Here is a 15,837-nt window from a genome sequence, read left to right as displayed (position 1 = left end):
CGATCGGCCGGCGCGCGTCAGCCGTTGGTGACGAGCACCTTGAGCGCGGTGCGCTCGTCCATCGCCTTGTAGCCCTCGGGCACGCCCTCGAGGTCCACGGTCCGGTCGAAGACCGGCGAGGGGTCGATGGTGCCTTCCAGGATGTCGGCCATCAGCTCCGGGATGTAGGTGTGCACGGGAGCCACACCGCCGCGCAGGGCGATGTTGCGGTCGAACATGACGCTCAGGTCGAGTCCGGTGCCGCTGCCGTGCGGGACGCCCACGAAGCCGATGGCGCCGCCGTCGCGGGTGACGTTCACCGCGGTCCGCATCGACTGCTCGGTGCCGACGGCCTCGACGACCGCGTGCGCGCCCTGGCCGCGGGTGAGTTCCCGCACGGCCTCGACGGCGGCGTCCCCGCGCTCGGCGACGACGTCCGTGGCGCCGAAGCGGCGGGCGATGTCGGTGCGGACCTCGTGGCGGCCCAGCGCGATGATCCGCTCCGCGCCGAGCCGCTTGGCGGCCAGCACGGCGCACAGGCCGACGGCCCCGTCCCCGACCACGGCGACCGTGGCACCGGGGCGGGCTCCGGCGCCGAGGGCGGCGTGGTGCCCGGTGCCCATGACGTCGGACAGGGTCAGCAGCGCCGACAGGAGCCGTTCGTCGCCGGCCGCCTCCCTGGGCAGCTTGACCAGGGTGCCGTCGGCGAAGGGCACGCGCACCGCGTCGCCCTGGCCGCCGTCGTAGCCGACCGTGCCCCAGAAGCCGCCGTGCTCGCAGGACGTGGTCAGCCCCTCGCGGCAGTAGTCGCACCGGCCGTCGGACCACATGAAGGGGGCCACGACGAGGTCTCCGCGCTTGAGGCCGCTCACCTCGGAGCCGGTCTCCTCGACGGTGCCGAGGAACTCGTGCCCGATGCGCTGCCCCGGCTGCCGGGCCGCCTCACCGCGGTAGGCCCACAGGTCGCTGCCGCAGATGCAGGCGCGCAGCACGCGCACGACCGCGTCGGTGGGCAGCTGCACCACGGGGTCGGGCACGTCCTCCACGCGCATGTCGAACGGGGCGTGGATGGTGGTGGCGCGCATGGCGAGGGTCCCTCTCGTGCGAACGTGCGGTACGGGTGCGCCCGGGGGGGTGGTCGGGCACAGTTCACCGTACGTCGCGGGCTCGGCGCGCCGCTCATCGAGGGTGGCCGGGGCCGGTGGGCGCCCGCCGGACGGCGCTCTTCCCGGCGGCCGGGGCGGGGCGGCGCGCGTGACGCCGGCCGCGGCACCGTGCGCTGGTCCGCCGCGGACCGCGGGGCCCTCAGGCGCCCGCGGCTCCGAGCAGGCTGCCCGCGGCGTAGGTGACGCCCATGGCGAGGGCGCCGCCCACCGCGTTCCGCAGCACCGCCCGCCGGGGGCCGGCGGCGCCGAGCCGGGCGCTGCTCCATCCCGTGAGGACGAGCGCGGCGAGCACGGACACCACGGTGACGCCGAGACGTACGGAGGCCGGTGGCAGGACGATCGCGAGCAGGGGCAGCAGGGCGCCGACGGTGAAGGCCAGGAAGCTGGCCCACGCCGCGTGCCACGGGTTGGTCAGCTCGTCGGGGTCGATGCCGAGCTCCACGCGCGCGTGCGCGCGCAGCGCGTCCCGTTCCGTCAGCTGGACCGCCGCCTCCCGTGCCACCTGCCGGGACAGGCCGCTGCGCTCCAGCAGGGCGGTGAGTTCCTCCAGTTCGGCTTCCGGCTGTTCGCGCAGTTCGCGTTTCTCCATGGCCAGCGCGGCCAGTTCGGAGTCGCGCTGGGTGGAGACGGACACGTACTCCCCCGCCGCCATCGACATGGACCCGGCGAGCAGTCCCGCGAGGCCGGCGGTCAGCAGGGCCGCGCGGTCGTCCGTGGCCCCCGCCACACCGACGACCAGCCCCGCCGTGGACACGATGCCGTCGTTGGCGCCCAGCACCGCGGCCCGCAGCCAGTTGAGCCGCGAGCCCAGCGCGCCGCCGTGCGCCTCGTCGTGGGGTGGTTCGGTCACGGGAGAGAGGATGGCACCCCGTGCGTCACCACACCCGGACCGACGCTCCCCGCGCGAACACCGGACTCGTCGCGTCCGGTGGGGGCTGCGGCAGGGGTTCGGCGATCTCGGCGACGGTGGGGCCGACCTCGGCCGCGATCGGGTCGAGGACGGACAGGTCGAAGCCGTAGACGCGTGCCGCGTTGCCGCCGGCCATCGCCGCGACCTCCTCGCGCGGCACGCCCGCGAACGCGTATCTGAGGCCCTCCCGGGTGTAGGGGTAGGTGCCCTCGTCGTGGGGGTAGTCGCTGCCCCACATGATCTTGTCGAGGCCGATGCGGTCCCGCAGCGGCACCTCGTGCGGGCGCATGAAGCTCGCCCCGACGAAGCAGTTGGACCGCCACACCTCCGAGGGGGCGCGGCCCACGGAGTCCGCGAGCCCGGCGCCGAACTTCGACTCGGCCGTCCGTGCGGTGGCGGCGTCCGCCGCGGCCACCAGCCTGCCGTGGTAGTAGTCCAGCATCCGCAGCACCCCGGGGATCCAGCCCGAACCCTGCTCGGTCAGCACCAGTCGGAGCGCGGGGTGGCGCCGGAAGGCCCCGCCGAAGACGAGATGCCACAGGGCGCGGTGCGAGAACCAGGTCGTCTCCACCATGTACACCGCCCGCGCCGCCGGTTCGTCGCCGAGCGGCGGCGAAGCCGAGCCCGCGTGGTGGTTGACGGGGACGCCCCGTTCCGCGCAGGCGGCCCAGATCGGGTCGTAGGAGGCCGAGTGGAGCTCCGGAAGGCCCGAGCCCGGCGGTGTGCCGGGGAGCAGCAGGCCGCCGTGCAGGCCGGCCTCGGTGGCCCGCCCGATCTCCTTGACCGCTTCCTCGACGTCGCCCAGCAGGATCTGGAAGACCCCGGCCCGGCGGCCCGGGGCCAGCGAGCAGAAGTCGGCCAGCCAGCGGTTGTGCGCCCGCAGGCCGGCCCAGCGCAGCTCGAACTCCTCCCGGGTGGGAGTCGGCGCCATGAGGGAGCCGGACGGGAAGAACGGCGGGATGGTGTTGGGGAAGACGACCTCCGCGACGATGCCGTCCGCCTCCAGCTCCGCCAGGCGCCGATCGGAGTTCCAGTTGCGGTCGGCGGTGTCGGCGAGCAGGTCCTCGTACGGGTTGACGTACGACGCCGCCCACGCGTCGAAGTCGTCGTGGTACCGCTTGTCCAGGTACGGCTTGTAGTCCAGCAGGTCGGCCCCGGCGTGGCAGTCCGCCGAGATCACGGTGTACCGGTCCGCGGACCGCCGCCCGCTCACCGGTCGGCTCCCAGCACGGGGAAGTCCCCGTCCGTGAGCCAGTGCCGGCCGACCTCCCGGGAGCGGGACCAGGACGCCTCGACGGCGGCCTGGTCGTCGGGCTGGCCGAGGTCCGCGGGGGTGGGTCCGATGCGGTGGGCGAGCGGGGTCAGCCTGCCGGTGTCGAAGCCGAAGGCGTCCGCCGCGGCCAGGCCCAGCATCCGGCGGGTCTCGGTGACCGGGATGTCGTGGAAGGTGCGGCGCAGCCAGGCCCGGGTGTCGGGCCAGGTGCCCTCGGGGTGCGGGAAGTCGCTGCCCCACAGGATGTTGTCCACGCCGATCTCGTAGCGCTGGGCGAGTTCGCGCCGTTTGGTGTTGGTGGCGCAGACGAACACCTGGCGGTCCAGGTACTCGTGCGGCGGGCGCCTCAGCTCCTGGAACGGGGAGAGCTTCTTGCCGCCGTGCGCGCCGAGGTAGAGGCGGTCCATGAACCAGAGCAGGTTCGGCAGCCACCAGCAGCCGGACTCCGCCACCCCGAACCTCAGTCCCGGGTGGCGTTCGAAGACACCGGACCACAGCAGGAACCACAGGGGGCGGGCGGGCCACCAGGTCACCTCGCTGACGTAGATGCCGAGGTGGTCGCCGTACTCCTCGCGGGGCGAGGTCCCCGAGTGGGTGAGGACCGGCATGCCGCACTCGGCCGCCGCCGCCCACACCGGGTCGTAGCGGCGGTCGTGGTACGGCTCCCTGCCGGCCCACATGCACGGGATCATCAGCGCGCCGAGGCCGGACTCCCTGGCGCGGTGCACCTCGGCCACCACCTCCTCGGTGGGGGCGGTGACGGGCAGCAGGGCGACCCCGCAGTGCCGTTCGGGGTGCTCGGACACGAAGTCGGCGAGCCAGCGGTTGTGGGCCCGCGCGCCCGCCATGCCGAGGCGCGGGTCCTGGTCGCCGGAGAGGCCGAGGCCGACCCCGAAGGGCGCGGCGGTCCGGCTGTCCACGGCGTCCGCGTCCGGGAAGACCACCTCGGCGGCCACTCCGTCGCCGTCGAGTTCCTTCACGCGTTGGGCCGGGTCCCAGCCGCCGCGCAGCCCCTCCTCGTTGTCCCTGAACCACTTGTCCGCGAACTCCTCGTTGCGGATGCCGAGCCGCGTCATCTCCTCGCGGCGGCGGTCCCGGCCGGCGAGGAAGTCGTCGAACTCGCGGTGGAAGCCGCTCTCCAGGTAGGGCCGGTACTCCTCGGTGGGCAGTCCGGCATGGCAGTCGGAGGAAATGATCAGGTACGGGGTCTGGTCGGTCACCGTGGTCCCCTCTCGGGCCGGTCAGTCCAGGATGAAGTTCTCGAGGTAGGACGGGTTCGCGCGGTCGAGCATCGACCGGGCCCGCGCCCTGATCTGGGTGTCGCTGCGCTCGCTGCGGGGCAGCAGCCAGAAGCGGTCGGCGCGGATGCCCTCCACGACGAGGTCGGCGACCTCTTCGACCGGGGTGAAGGCCACCTCCTTGCCGGCGGCCTTCATCGCGGCCTCCCACTGGTCGATGCTGCGGTAGGGGGTCCTGCGGGGCTTCTGCTTCGCGTACCGGGCGGGGCGGTTGCGGTGCGACTCCCACAGCCCCGTGCGCAGCATGTGCGGGCCCGGGAAGAGCACGGAGGCGCCCACGCGCGCGTGCTCCGCCCTCAGATGCGCGTACAGGGACTCGGTCATCGTCACCACGGCCGCCTTGGTGACGGCGTAGACGGAGGCGGTGGGCAGCGGCGCGATCCCCCCGTCGCCCGAGGAGGTGTTGACGACATGGCCCGGCTCCGACGCGGCGATCATGCGCGGCAGGAAGGCCTGGACACCGTGGAAGACGCCCCAGACGTTGACCGAGAAGGCCCACGCCCAGTCGTTCGGGTCGTGCTCCCACATCCGGCCCTCGGCGCCCGAGCCGACACCGGCGTTGTTGCACAGCACGTGGACGGCGCCGAAGCGGTCGTACACCTCGTCGGCGAGGGCCAGGACGTCGGCCCTGTCCGCCACGTCGACCACGCGCGCGTGCACGGCGGCCCCGCCCTCGCGCAGCCGGGCCGCCGCCTCGCCCAGGGCGCCCTCCTCCACGTCCGCGAGGACGACCTTCAGGCCCTCGGCGGCGAACCGTGCCGCCATCGCGAACCCGATGCCGCTCGCCGCCCCGGTGACCACGGCGACCTGTCCCGCGCCCAGCCTCATCGCGCACCCGCCTCGGGCGGGCCGTCGAGCGCCTGGGACGGGTCGTCGTACCGCTGGTGGACGTAGGGCAGCAGGGCCTCGGCGTCCACCCGTTCCGCCACCGTGCCGCGCTGGTCGCTGGTCTTCTCGCCCAGGGTGATGTCGAGCAGGCGGCGGACGGGCAGGTCGGTGACGGGGTCGTACACCGACTCGCGCAGGATCACGTCCCCGGTGATCCGCTCCAGCCTGCGGACGCGCTCCTCGCGCACGCAGTGCACGAGGACGGGGTCGCCGTCGAAGCCCGAACCGTCCACGGCGGGCAGGAACTTGAAGTAGAAGTCGGTCTTCCTGCCGGGCTCGGGCACGGGCAGGTCCCCGCTCACCGCGCCGCGCACCTCCACGAACGCGATGCCGTGCCGGGCCATCGCGGCGCGGACCACGAGGCCGTCGCGCTCCACCGTCACCTCGCCGAGCTTCTTCGGCTCCCCGAACACCTCGCGGCCGCCGATCAGGGCCCGCTCCTGGGTCATCGGCATGACGAGCGGATACCAGCCCTCGACGCCGCCGTGCGCCGCGGCGACGGCGAACGAGCCCGCGCCGAGCGGGTACCCCGGCAGGCTCACCGTGCTGATGGTGGCCCGCACCAGGGGGCGGGCGGTGGGTTTGAGCGGGGGCGGCAGCACCGCCGCGACCGCGTCCGGGTCGCTCTCCCAGACGGCCGTCACGCCCGTGGACCAGATGTCGGGGAGCCTCGTCCGAGCGGCGCGTGTGGCGTCGATCTCCGCCTCGGTCCGCGCGCCGTACCGCACTCGTGCCATGTCGTACCCCTTCGCCGTCGTGTCCGACGCGACCGATGGGCCGTCGCGACGGAGTCATCTGACGTACCGTCACCTGTAACACAGTTACAGCAGTCCTCGCCCGGGGTAAACAGGTCTGCACGGACGAACCCTGGGGGAACCATGGCGCGAGCGGCACTGACCCGGGACGAGGTCCTGGCCGCCGCCGGGAGCCTGGTGAGGCGGGACGGCCCCGACGCGCTGTCCATGCGTCGGCTGGCCGCGGAGCTGGGCACCGCCGTCACCTCCATCTACTGGCACGTCGGCAACCGCGAGGCCCTGCTCGACGCGCTCGTCGAGCGGACCGTCGCCGACCTCGGCGAGATACGCCCCCAGGGGGACACGCCCGCGCAGCGGATCGTCTCGGTCGCGGACGCCCTGCGGCGACGGCTGCTCGCCCGCCCGCATCTCGTCGCGATGGTCCACGAGCGGGGGCTGACGGAGCGGATGTTCCTGCCAGCCCAGCAGGCGCTGGTGCGCGAGGCGCACGCCGCGGGCCTGCGCGGGGAGCGGGCCGCCGACCTGGTCCAGGCCGTCCAGGTCCAGGTCGTCGGCCATGTCCTGGTGGAGCGCAACCAGGAGCGGGCCCCGGAGCAGCGCCCCGGCCACGAGGAGCTGTGGCGGACCGCGTCGGCGGGCGACGATCCGGCACTGGCCCGGGCCCTGGCGGGACCGCCGGACAGGGAGCGGCTGTTCGTCCTGTCCGTACGGGCCCTGGTGCTCTCGCTCCTTACGCCCGCGCCGAACTCGCCCACGCCGTAGCGGGGTCGTCCGCGCCCGGGGCGCACGGGTGGTGCGCCGGGGGCGCGGGCCAGGTCGCGGGCGCGCGTCGAACCGGGGTGCGGGCACGGGCCGGGGACAGGCCGTCAGCCGCGACCCGTATCCTCGATGACCATGTGTGAAGATCCCGCCACCGCAGCGCCCCCGGCCCCCTGGCCGGCCGCGTATCCCGAGAGGTACGCGGTCGTCGACGTGGAGACCACCGGACTGGCCCGCGACGACCGGATCATCTCGGCCGCCGTCTACCGGCTCGACGCGCGCGGCGAGGTCGAGGACCACTGGTACACGCAGGTCAACCCGGAGCGCGATCCAGGACCCGTGTGGATCCACGGCCTGACGAGCGAGGCCCTCGAAGGGGCGCCGCTGTTCGCGGAGATCGCCGAGGAGTTCTCGGCCCGGCTCGCCGGGCGCGTCCTCGTCGCGCACAACGCGGTGTTCGACTGGTCGATGATCGCCCGTGAGTACGCGCGCGCCCAGCGCGAGGCGCCGGTGCGCCGGCGGCTGTGCACCATCGCGCTCGCCAAGGAGCTGGACCTCCCGCTGGCCAACCACAAACTGGAGACGCTGGCCGCGCACTTCGGCGTCGTGCAGCGGCGGGCGCACCACGCGCTGGACGACGCGCGCGTGCTGGCCGAGGCGTTCCGGCCCAGCCTGCACGCCGCGGCGCGCGCCGGCGTACGGCTGCCGCTGCTGGAGTGCCGTGCGCTGACCGAGTGGTCGGCCGCGCCGACGATCGGCCGGCAGTCCCCGGGCGGGCGCGGCGGCTACGGGTCCGGCAGCTGGCGTCCCGCACGCAAGCGCCCGGCCTGCCCCTACCCCAACCCGGGCCGCTACGAGGAGGGCGGACGCCTCAAGCAGGGCATGCGGGTGGCGTTCTCCGGCGACACCTCGGTGGACCGCGAGCTGCTGGAGGACCGGGCCGTCGAGGCGGGGCTGCACGTCGCCACGAGCCTGTCCCGGGTGACCAGCCTGCTGGTCACCAACGACCCCGGCTCGGGCACCTCGAAGACCCTCAAGGCGCGGCAGTTCGGGACGCCGGTGATCGACGAGGCGGCCTTCGGGCAGCTGCTGCGGGACGTCGAACCCGCGGGCGCCCTGCCGGCGCCGAGGTCGGCGACGCGGAACCGCTGAGGCCCCCCGGGGAGCCGCCCGCCGGGGCGCGGGCGGCGACGTACGGGTGATTGCCGGGCGACTCGCCCGGCAGCCGCTCGCCCGCGCGGCGGTGACGGCCCACCCTGTGGCGCATGGCGAATTGCGAAGTATGCGGAAACGACTATGGGATGACCTTCGAGATCCATGCGCAGGGCGCGGTGCACGTCTTCGACTGCTTCTCGTGCGCCATCCACCGTATGGCGCCCATCTGCGAGCACTGCCGGGTCCAGATCATCGGCCAGGGCGTCGAGGTCGAGGGGCACTGGTTCTGCGGCGCCCACTGTGCGCGGGCCGAGGGGAAGGTGGGCATCGTCGACAGGGTGTGAGCCGTGACCGCCCGGCGGCGGCCTCGGAGCCGGTACCCGCCTGAGGGCACCCCACGACCGAGATGTACCGTCGTGGGGTGTACCGCTTCCTGTTGACCCGCCAGTGGGTGATCCTCACCTTCGTGGCCCTCCTGCTCATCCCGTCGATGATCGGACTGGGTTTCTGGCAGCTGCACCGCCACGACCACCGGCAGGCCCTGAACAAGGTGATCGACGACTCGCTGGCGGCGCGGCCCGTGCCCGCGGAGTCGCTCACCTCCGTCGGGGGGGTGGTCGAACACGAGAACCTGTACCGGCGGGTCACCGCGAAGGGCCACTTCGACCCGGCGCACGAACTGGTCGTGCGCCGGCGCACGAACGTGGACAACGAGGTCGGGTACCACGTCCTGACCCCCTTCGTGCTGGACGACGGCCGCACGCTCCTGGTCAACCGCGGCTGGATCGACTCCCCCGCCTCGCAGACCGCCTTCCCGAAGATCCCGGCGCCCGCGAGCGGCACCGTCACGGTCACCGGCCGGCTGATGCCGGACGAGACGACGGCCGCCAGCGGCATCAAGGACCTCAAGGGGCTGCCGCCCCGCCAGATCATGCTGATCAACAGCAGGCAGGTCGGCGCCCTGCTGCGCGACGCCGGCGACGCCTCGGCCAAGGACGTGCTCGGCGGCTACATCGAGCTGACCGCGCCCGCCCCCGGGGACGGCGGCCCCGAGCTGATCCCCTCCCCCAAGGAGGACACCAGCTGGATCGGGCTCGGCGACATCAATCTGCCGTACGCCGTCCAGTGGTGGGTGTTCGCGGCGGGCGTGCCCCTCGGCTGGCTGATCCTGGTGCGCCGTGAGGCCCGGGAGCGGGCGCGGCGCGCCCGGGACGAGGACGAGGACGCGAGCAGGGAGCCGGAAGCCGCCGCGGTCTGACCGCTTCGCGCCGTCACCCCTGTGGCCCCGCCGCTGATTGCCGCGCGAGCCCACCGGGAACCGGGACTCCGTGTACCCGCGGATCGAGGACTACGCGCTCATCGGCGACGAGCAGACCGCCGCCCTGGTCGGCCGCAACGGCTCGGTCGACTGGCTGTGCCTGCCCCGCTTCGACTCGTCCGCCTGCTTCGCCAGGCTGCTGGGCGACGAGCGGCACGGCCACTGGCGGATCGCGCCGAAGGGCGCCCATCTGTGCACCCGCCGCGCGTACCGGCCCGGCACCCTGGTCCTGGACACGGACTGGGAGACCCGGGACGGCTCGGTGCGCGTCACCGACTTCATGCCGCAGCGCGACCGCGCCCCCGACCTCGTACGCGTCGTCGAGGGACTGGCGGGCAGCGTCACGGTGCGCGGTGAACTGCGGCTGCGGTTCGACTACGGCTCGATCGTGCCCTGGATGCGCCGTGCGGACGGCCATCGCGTGGCGGTCGCGGGCCCGGACTCGGTGTGGCTGCGCAGCGTGCCCGAGGTGCACACCTGGGGCGCGAACTTCACGACGCACTCCGAGTTCACCGTCGCCGAGGGCGAGAAGGTGGCCTTCGTCCTGACCTGGCATCCCTCGCACCGCCCCCACCCGCCCTTCATCGACCCGTTCGACGCCCTGGACGCCAGCGTCCGGGACTGGCAGGACTGGACGGCCCAGTGCCGCTACCAGGGCCCCCACCGGGACGCGGTGGTCCGCTCGCTGATCACCCTCAAGGCCCTCACGTACGCGCCCACCGGCGGCATCGTGGCCGCGCCCACCACCTCCCTGCCGGAGTCCCTGGGCGGTGTGCGCAACTGGGACTACCGCTACAGCTGGCTGCGCGACTCGACCCTGACGCTCCAGGCGCTGCTGTCGGCGGGCTACCACGAGGAGGCCGAGGCCTGGCGCGACTGGCTGCTGCGGGCGGTCGCCGGCGATCCCGCCGACCTGCAGATCATGTACGGCATCTCGGGGGAACGGCGGCTGCCCGAGTTCGAACTGGCCTGGCTGCCCGGCTACGCCGGCTCGGCGCCGGTGCGGATCGGGAACGAGGCGGTCAAGCAGCTCCAGCTGGACGTGTACGGCGAGGTCATCGACTCGCTCACCCTGGCACAGCGCTCGGGCCTGCCCTTCCGACCGCACATGTGGCAGGTGCAGTGCGCGCTGCTGGACTTCCTGCGCACAGCGTGGCGGCAGCCCGACGCCGGGCTGTGGGAGGTGCGGGGCGAGCCCCGCCACTTCGTCTACTCCAAGGTGATGGCGTGGGTGGCCGCCGACCGCGCGGTGCGCGCGCTGGAGGCGTATCCCGAGCTCTCGGGCGACCTCGAGGGGTGGCGCGCGATGCGCGACGAGGTGCACGGGGAGGTGTGCGAGCGCGGCTTCGACCCGGAGCGCAACACCTTCACGCAGTACTACGGATCGCGTGCCCTGGACGCCTCGCTGCTGCTGATCCCCCGCGTCGGCTTTCTGCCTCCGGACGATCCGCGGGTGGTGGGCACGATCGACGCGGTGCGCGCGGAACTGGAGCACGACGGCTTCGTACGCCGCTACAGCACGGAGGGCTCCGAGGTGGACCCGCTGCCCGGCGGCGAGGGAACCTTCCTGGTCTGCTCGTTCTGGCTCGCGCAGGCCCTGCGCCTGATCGGCCGCGGGGACGAGGCCGAGCGGCTGTTCGAGCGGCTGGTGGGGCTCACCAACGACGTCGGCCTGCTGTCCGAGGAGTACGACCCGGACGCGCGCCGCCAGCTGGGGAACTTCCCGCAGGCCTTCAGCCATCTGGGGCTGGTGGGCACCGCCCTGGCCCTGTACGGGGAGGATTCGGCAGGATGAGGCCATGGATCTTGGACTGAAGGACCGTGTGTACGTCGTCACCGGCGCGACCCGGGGGCTGGGCCACGCGACCGCCCGGGAACTGGTGGCCGACGGGGCGAAGGTGGTCATCACCGGGCGGGACGGCGACCGCGCCGCCGAGGCGGCCGCGGGCCTGGGCGCGAACGCCGTGGGCATGGCCGTCGACAACTCCGAGCCCGAGGCCGCGACCCGGCTGATCGCCGCGGCACGCGAGCGCTTCGGCGGGTTCGACGGCATCCTCATCAGCGTCGGCGGCCCGCCGGCCGGCTCCCTCGCGAGCACCACGGACGAGCAGTGGACGGCGGCGTTCGCCTCGGTGTTCCTCGGCGCGGTGCGGCTGGCCCGCGCGGCGGCCGAGGAACTCGGCGAGGGCGGGGTCATCGGGTTCGTGCTGTCCGGTTCCGTCTACGAGCCGATCCCGGGCCTGACCGTCTCCAACGGGCTGCGCCCCGGTCTCGCGGGCTTCGCCAAGTCGATCGCGGACGAGCTCGGGCCGCGCGGCATCCGGGTGGTGGGCCTGCTCCCGGCGCGTATCGACACCGACCGGGTGCGCGAGCTGGACGGCCTGTCCCCCGATCCCGAGGCGGCTCGCGCGGCCAACGAGGCCGGTATCCCCCTGCGCCGGTACGGCACGGCGCAGGAGTTCGGCCGCGCGGCCGCGTTCCTGCTCTCCCCCGCGGCGTCGTATCTGACCGGCCTCATGCTCCCGGTGGACGGGGGCGCCCTGCACGGCTTCTGACCCCGTGCCGGCCCGCGCGGGGCGGGGTCAGCTCACTCTCTCGGGGCGGTGGCGGACGGCCCGCAGGCGTACCTCGGTGGGCAGTCGGTGGAGGGCGGCGGATGCGCGGGCGTGGGCCAGAGCCCGGGTCGTGAGGTGGTGCAGCGCGTCGGCGGGGTCCAGGTGGGGCGCCACGCCCAGCCGGATCCGGGCCCGGGGCGCGCCGCGCCGGCCGGTGAGCCAGGCCTGTGCCCAGGCGACGCCGTCCGTCCGCCCGGCCTCCTCGGCCAGCGCGTCCTCCAGGGCCCGTCCACGCAGCAGGGCCGCCTCGCCGTCGCCGGTGTCCACGACGACCTCCTTCAGGCGGCCTCGGCGCAGCACCGCCGCGAGCCACCAAAGGGCGAGCAGCACGAGCACGGCGAGCGAGGCGATGACGGCGGGCCACCACCAGGACCGGTCCCGCCACCGGGTGCGTTCGGCCTGGTCGAGCAGCACGTCGTGCGGGCCCTGGTGGATCCACCAGGAGGGCGGCCGCACGCCGAGACCGACGGCGAGCACCGCGCCGCCGAGGGCGATCAGGATCAGGCCCACGAGCCCGATCAGCACCCGGTTGACGATCCGTCGCACCGCCCTCACCCCTTCCGTCCGGGCCGCCGCACCCGCACCGACAGGCCGGGGCGGCGGGCGAGCCCGAGGCCGTCGACGGCCTCGGTGAGCGTCGTGTCCAGGTCGTCCCGCACCTCGTCGAGTGCCCGGAAGTGCGACACCGCCCGCACCCGCGCGGTGCGCCGACGCAGCCGGACCTGCGCGGACCGCACCCCGGAGACCTGCAGGGCCCGGTCCCGCAGCACCAGGGCGGCGGCGTCGCGGTGGAGTCCGGCCCGGACGTCGGCGTGCCGCGCGCGCATGGTGAGCACGGCCCGCAGTCCGGGGGTCACGGCCAGCACCAGCAGCCAGCCGCCGAGGGCGGCGACCGCGGCGGCGCCGGCGAGCACCCAGGTGCTGTCGAGGGGCCGTTCGGCGAGCTGCCGGGCCAGGTCCGTGCGCCAGGACATGGCGGTCCGGTGGGCCCGTACGGCCACGACGTCGTACAGGAGGAGTCCCGCGGCGATCAGCAGGAGCAGGGCGAGGGCGCCCGCGGGGGCGCGCCGTGCCGACCAGAGGCGTCCTTCGCGGCCGTGTGCGCCGTCGTGCGCGTCGTCCACCGGCCCGTGGGCCGCCTCGGCCCCCGACCGGCCCCCAGGGGCGTCTGTGGGCCGCTCGACGGCGGGGGGCTTCTGGATGTCGCCGTGGGCCTGGGGCTCGCTCATCGCGTCCTCTCGTGCTCCGGTGCCGGATGCAGCCGCTCCACCAGGACGGCCACCTGGTGCACGTCCACCCCCGCCAGTGCGCCCACCCGTTCGGTGACGCGGCGGCGTACGGCGGCGCACCGGCCGCCGATGTCGCAGGGGTAGCCGAGCTCGACGCTGACGCGGACCCGCGCGTCGGTGCCGTGGACGACGACCGTGGCGTGCGGGGGCTGGGCGTCCGGTGCCAGGGGCGCGAGCGCCTCGCGCGCGGCCTGGGCGGCGATCTTCGCGATGACCAGGTCGGCGATCCGGGTGGCGCCGCGCTCCCGGGCCGCCGGTTCGCCCGGGGGTCGGCGCGTCGCGCCGTCCGGTTCAGGGTGCGCGGTCCGGCCGGGCACGGGTCAACGCCGCCGGTCGTCGCGCGGGCGGAAGAGGTCGCCGAGGTCGAGGTCGCCCTCCAGGAACCGGCCGACGACGAACCCGACGGCTCCCAGGGCCGCCACGAGCAGGAACGCGCCGAAGCCGCCGAAGTACCCGGCGAAGCCCAGCGCCATTCCGGCGATCATGCCGATCACGGCCATACCCATGCTGCGCTCCTCGGCTCGGCTTGGCTTGGCTTCTGTGTCCCACGTCCCACGGCCGCCGGCCCGGTCCCCGGGCTACTGGACCCGGATCTCGGGCTCCCCGTCCTCCTCGTCCGGCAGCTTGACGTCCGTGACCGCGATGTTGACCTCCACGACCTCGAGTCCGGTCATGCGTTCCACCGCCGCGATGACGTTCTCGCGGACCGCGCGGGCCAGTTCCGCGATGGCCACGCCGTACTCGACCACGAGTTCCAGGTCGAGCGCGGTCTGCACCTCGCCGACCTCGGCCTTCACCCCACGGGCGACCCGCGAGCCGCCCGGCACCCGGTCGCGCACGGCGCCGAAGGTGCGGCTGAGGCCGCCGCCCAGGTCGTGCACGCCCGGCACGTCGCGGGCCGCGAGGCCGGCGATCTTCTCCACCACGCCGTCGGCGATGGTCGTCCGGCCCCGTGTGGCCGGCTCGCCGCCGCCGCGCCGGACGGGTCCGCGTGTCCCCGCGGCCTCCGTGCCCTCGAAGGGGGCCTCCGGCCGGTTCCGCCCCGTCGTCTCGCTCATGCGCCGCACGTCCTTCCCGGTCGTCCGTCCTCACCCACGGTAAGGGCCCCGACACGACGGCGCGCCGGGACGGGGCAGGCTGGAGCAACGGGCGGGCCGGATCGGTCACCCGTCGGTGGGCCCGCGGCGCGCAGGAAGGGGGCGGGGAGCGGACAGGGCCGAGCCGCGCCGCCGGACCCACCGGGGGGTCCGCGGCGCGGTGGGCCCGAGGGGCGGTCAGTCGCCGGTGCCGGCCAGGTCGCGCAGGCGGCGGGCCTGCGCGGCGCGCTCGGCGGCGCGCTGGTCCTCGTAGGAGCGGCCCTGGGCCCCGCGCAGCAGCGCCTTCGTCTCGACGACCGCGTCCCGGGGGGCGGCGAGCAGCGCGGACGCCAGGTCCCGCGCGGTGTCGTCGAGCTGCTCACGCGGCACGGAGATGTTCGCGAGCCCCGTGTCCACGGCCTCCTGGGCCGCGACGAAACGGCCCGTCGCGCAGATCTCCAGTGCGCGGGCGTAGCCGACGAGGCTCACCAGCGGATGGGTGCCGGTGAGGTCGGGAACGAGCCCGAGGCTGGTCTCGCGCATGGCGAACTGCACGTCGTCGGCGACGACGCGCAGGTCACAGGCGAGGGCGAGCTGGAAGCCGGCGCCGATCGCGTGCCCCTGGACGACGGCGATGGACACGAGGTCGTTGCGCCGCCACCAGGTGAAGCCCTCCTGGTAGGCGGCGATGGTCGCGTCCAGCTCCTCGTCGCTGCTGCGCGCGAGATCGATGAAGTTCGGCTCCCCCTCGATGCCCTCGGGGGTGAACATCTTCCGGTCGAGCCCGGCCGAGAAGGACTTGCCCTCCGCGCGCAGCACGACCACGCGTACGGAACCGGGCAGCTTGCTGCCGGCCTCCGCCAGCGTCCGCCACATCGCGGGACTCTGGACGTTGAGCTTGGCCGGGTTGGTCAGCGTCACCGTGGCGATCGCCTCGTCGACGGTGAGCCGTACGCCGTCCTTGTCGAGTACCGGGTCGAGCGAAGCCATGGGGCGCCTCCGATGGGTGCGGTCAGAAGGGGAATGCCGCAGCACGGCATCCACAAGTGACTGCACAGTAACCACCCGGCCGGTCCCCCGACCGACCGGGTGGCCACCATCGAAGCCGATGGCCGACCGGCGTCAGGCCGACGGTGCCTTCTTGCCCCGCGTCGCTCCGCCACGCCCACGCAGCGTGACGCCCGACTCGCTGAGCATCCGGTGAACGAAGCCATACGAGCGGCCGGTCTCCTCGGCCAGCGCCCGGATGCTCGCACCGGAGTCGTACTTCTTCTTCAGGTCTGCCGCGAGCTTGTCGCGCGCGGCGCCGGTCACCCGGCTGCCCTTCTTCAGAGTCTCGGCCACCCGTGCCTCCTC

The 15,837-nt window shown here is 74.3% G+C and carries 19 protein-coding genes; 6 read left to right on the top strand and 13 right to left on the bottom strand.

What is annotated here, in order from left to right:
• Positions 1–17 precede the first annotated feature (17 nt).
• From AB0C59_RS27160 to AB0C59_RS27135, 6 genes are all read right to left on the bottom strand, one after another.
• On the bottom strand, positions 18–1,064 hold the full coding sequence (locus tag AB0C59_RS27160) for a zinc-dependent alcohol dehydrogenase family protein (protein ID WP_363009040.1): 1,047 nt from the start codon (positions 1,062–1,064) through the stop codon (positions 18–20).
• Between the two features lie 220 nt (positions 1,065–1,284).
• Entirely contained in the window at positions 1,285–1,995 is a 711-nt protein-coding gene (locus AB0C59_RS27155; protein ID WP_363009038.1) for a VIT family protein, read from the bottom strand.
• Positions 1,996–2,020: 25 nt separating this feature from the next.
• A complete protein-coding gene (locus AB0C59_RS27150) occupies positions 2,021–3,268 on the bottom strand; it encodes an amidohydrolase family protein (protein ID WP_363009036.1) in 1,248 nt (415 codons plus the stop codon).
• Entirely contained in the window at positions 3,265–4,548 is a 1,284-nt protein-coding gene (locus tag AB0C59_RS27145; protein WP_363009034.1) for an amidohydrolase family protein, read from the bottom strand. Before AB0C59_RS27145 ends, AB0C59_RS27150 begins: the two co-directional genes overlap by 4 nt.
• 21 nt (positions 4,549–4,569) lie before the next feature.
• Complete coding sequence (locus tag AB0C59_RS27140; RefSeq protein WP_363009032.1) at positions 4,570–5,454, bottom strand: SDR family NAD(P)-dependent oxidoreductase; 885 nt, start codon at positions 5,452–5,454, stop codon at positions 4,570–4,572.
• A complete protein-coding gene (locus tag AB0C59_RS27135) occupies positions 5,451–6,251 on the bottom strand; it encodes an acetoacetate decarboxylase family protein (RefSeq protein WP_363009030.1) in 801 nt (266 codons plus the stop codon). Before AB0C59_RS27135 ends, AB0C59_RS27140 begins: the two co-directional genes overlap by 4 nt.
• Positions 6,252–6,392: 141 nt before the next feature.
• Between AB0C59_RS27135 and AB0C59_RS27130 the strand changes: the two genes are divergently transcribed.
• The 6 genes from AB0C59_RS27130 (at position 6,393) to AB0C59_RS27105 (ending at position 12,056) form a co-directional block, all read left to right on the top strand.
• Positions 6,393–7,031, top strand: a complete 639-nt coding sequence (locus AB0C59_RS27130) for a TetR family transcriptional regulator (RefSeq protein ID WP_363009028.1) — start codon at positions 6,393–6,395, stop codon at positions 7,029–7,031.
• A gap of 132 nt (positions 7,032–7,163) precedes the next feature.
• Complete coding sequence (locus AB0C59_RS27125) at positions 7,164–8,180, top strand: DEDDh family exonuclease (RefSeq protein WP_363009026.1); 1,017 nt, start codon at positions 7,164–7,166, stop codon at positions 8,178–8,180.
• 113 nt (positions 8,181–8,293) lie between these two features.
• Positions 8,294–8,527 carry a hypothetical protein gene (locus tag AB0C59_RS27120; protein ID WP_363009024.1) on the top strand — a complete coding sequence of 78 codons (234 nt, stop codon included), beginning with the start codon at positions 8,294–8,296 and terminating at the stop codon, positions 8,525–8,527.
• 77 nt (positions 8,528–8,604) lie between these two features.
• Complete coding sequence (locus AB0C59_RS27115; RefSeq protein ID WP_363009022.1) at positions 8,605–9,441, top strand: SURF1 family protein; 837 nt, start codon at positions 8,605–8,607, stop codon at positions 9,439–9,441.
• Positions 9,442–9,511: 70 nt separating this feature from the next.
• Positions 9,512–11,296 carry a glycoside hydrolase family 15 protein gene (locus AB0C59_RS27110; RefSeq protein WP_363009020.1) on the top strand — a complete coding sequence of 595 codons (1,785 nt, stop codon included), beginning with the start codon at positions 9,512–9,514 and terminating at the stop codon, positions 11,294–11,296.
• Positions 11,297–11,300: 4 nt separating this feature from the next.
• On the top strand, positions 11,301–12,056 hold the full coding sequence (locus AB0C59_RS27105; protein WP_363009018.1) for an SDR family oxidoreductase: 756 nt from the start codon (positions 11,301–11,303) through the stop codon (positions 12,054–12,056).
• A 27-nt stretch (positions 12,057–12,083) separates the two neighbouring features.
• Here AB0C59_RS27105 and amaP read toward each other — a convergent pair whose 3' ends face one another.
• The 7 genes from amaP to AB0C59_RS27070 form a co-directional block, all read right to left on the bottom strand.
• Entirely contained in the window at positions 12,084–12,671 is a 588-nt protein-coding gene (gene amaP / locus AB0C59_RS27100) for an alkaline shock response membrane anchor protein AmaP (RefSeq protein ID WP_363009016.1), read from the bottom strand.
• Complete coding sequence (locus tag AB0C59_RS27095; RefSeq protein ID WP_363009014.1) at positions 12,668–13,345, bottom strand: DUF6286 domain-containing protein; 678 nt, start codon at positions 13,343–13,345, stop codon at positions 12,668–12,670. Before AB0C59_RS27095 ends, amaP begins: the two co-directional genes overlap by 4 nt.
• Positions 13,342–13,722, bottom strand: a complete 381-nt coding sequence (locus AB0C59_RS27090) for a hypothetical protein (protein ID WP_363009012.1) — start codon at positions 13,720–13,722, stop codon at positions 13,342–13,344. The genes AB0C59_RS27095 and AB0C59_RS27090 overlap by 4 nt, the downstream gene beginning before the upstream one ends.
• 3 nt (positions 13,723–13,725) lie before the next feature.
• The gene (locus AB0C59_RS27085) at positions 13,726–13,911 is read right to left on the bottom strand and encodes a hypothetical protein (RefSeq protein ID WP_363009010.1); all 186 of its coding nucleotides are present in this window, start codon (positions 13,909–13,911) and stop codon (positions 13,726–13,728) included.
• 72 nt (positions 13,912–13,983) lie between these two features.
• A complete protein-coding gene (locus AB0C59_RS27080; RefSeq protein WP_363009008.1) occupies positions 13,984–14,463 on the bottom strand; it encodes an Asp23/Gls24 family envelope stress response protein in 480 nt (159 codons plus the stop codon).
• A gap of 216 nt (positions 14,464–14,679) precedes the next feature.
• Positions 14,680–15,471, bottom strand: a complete 792-nt coding sequence (locus AB0C59_RS27075; RefSeq protein WP_363009006.1) for an enoyl-CoA hydratase/isomerase family protein — start codon at positions 15,469–15,471, stop codon at positions 14,680–14,682.
• A 132-nt stretch (positions 15,472–15,603) separates the two neighbouring features.
• Positions 15,604–15,825, bottom strand: a complete 222-nt coding sequence (locus AB0C59_RS27070) for a helix-turn-helix domain-containing protein (RefSeq protein ID WP_043439149.1) — start codon at positions 15,823–15,825, stop codon at positions 15,604–15,606.
• Positions 15,826–15,837 lie beyond the last annotated feature (12 nt).

The organism is Streptomyces sp. NPDC048664, assembly GCF_040650555.1.
Taxonomy (GTDB): Bacteria; Actinomycetota; Actinomycetes; order Streptomycetales; family Streptomycetaceae; genus Streptomyces.
The sequence above is the reverse complement of the archived record's forward strand: the minus strand, read 5'-3'. Positions and strand labels throughout refer to the sequence as shown.

Bases quoted from the DNA above. Each gene is read 5' to 3' on its own strand.
- AB0C59_RS27160 (WP_363009040.1), bottom strand. From the start codon at position 1,064: ATGCGCGCCACCACCATCCACGCCCCGTTCGACATGCGCGTGGAGGAC.
- AB0C59_RS27105 (WP_363009018.1), top strand. From the start codon at position 11,301: ATGGATCTTGGACTGAAGGACCGTGTGTACGTCGTCACCGGCGCGACC.
- AB0C59_RS27130 (WP_363009028.1), top strand. From the start codon at position 6,393: ATGGCGCGAGCGGCACTGACCCGGGACGAGGTCCTGGCCGCCGCCGGG.
- AB0C59_RS27080 (WP_363009008.1), bottom strand. From the start codon at position 14,463: ATGAGCGAGACGACGGGGCGGAACCGGCCGGAGGCCCCCTTCGAGGGC.
- AB0C59_RS27140 (WP_363009032.1), bottom strand. From the start codon at position 5,454: ATGAGGCTGGGCGCGGGACAGGTCGCCGTGGTCACCGGGGCGGCGAGC.
- AB0C59_RS27135 (WP_363009030.1), bottom strand. From the start codon at position 6,251: ATGGCACGAGTGCGGTACGGCGCGCGGACCGAGGCGGAGATCGACGCC.
- AB0C59_RS27095 (WP_363009014.1), bottom strand. From the start codon at position 13,345: ATGAGCGAGCCCCAGGCCCACGGCGACATCCAGAAGCCCCCCGCCGTC.
- AB0C59_RS27120 (WP_363009024.1), top strand. From the start codon at position 8,294: ATGGCGAATTGCGAAGTATGCGGAAACGACTATGGGATGACCTTCGAG.
- AB0C59_RS27075 (WP_363009006.1), bottom strand. From the start codon at position 15,471: ATGGCTTCGCTCGACCCGGTACTCGACAAGGACGGCGTACGGCTCACC.
- AB0C59_RS27125 (WP_363009026.1), top strand. From the start codon at position 7,164: ATGTGTGAAGATCCCGCCACCGCAGCGCCCCCGGCCCCCTGGCCGGCC.
- AB0C59_RS27085 (WP_363009010.1), bottom strand. From the start codon at position 13,911: ATGGGTATGGCCGTGATCGGCATGATCGCCGGAATGGCGCTGGGCTTC.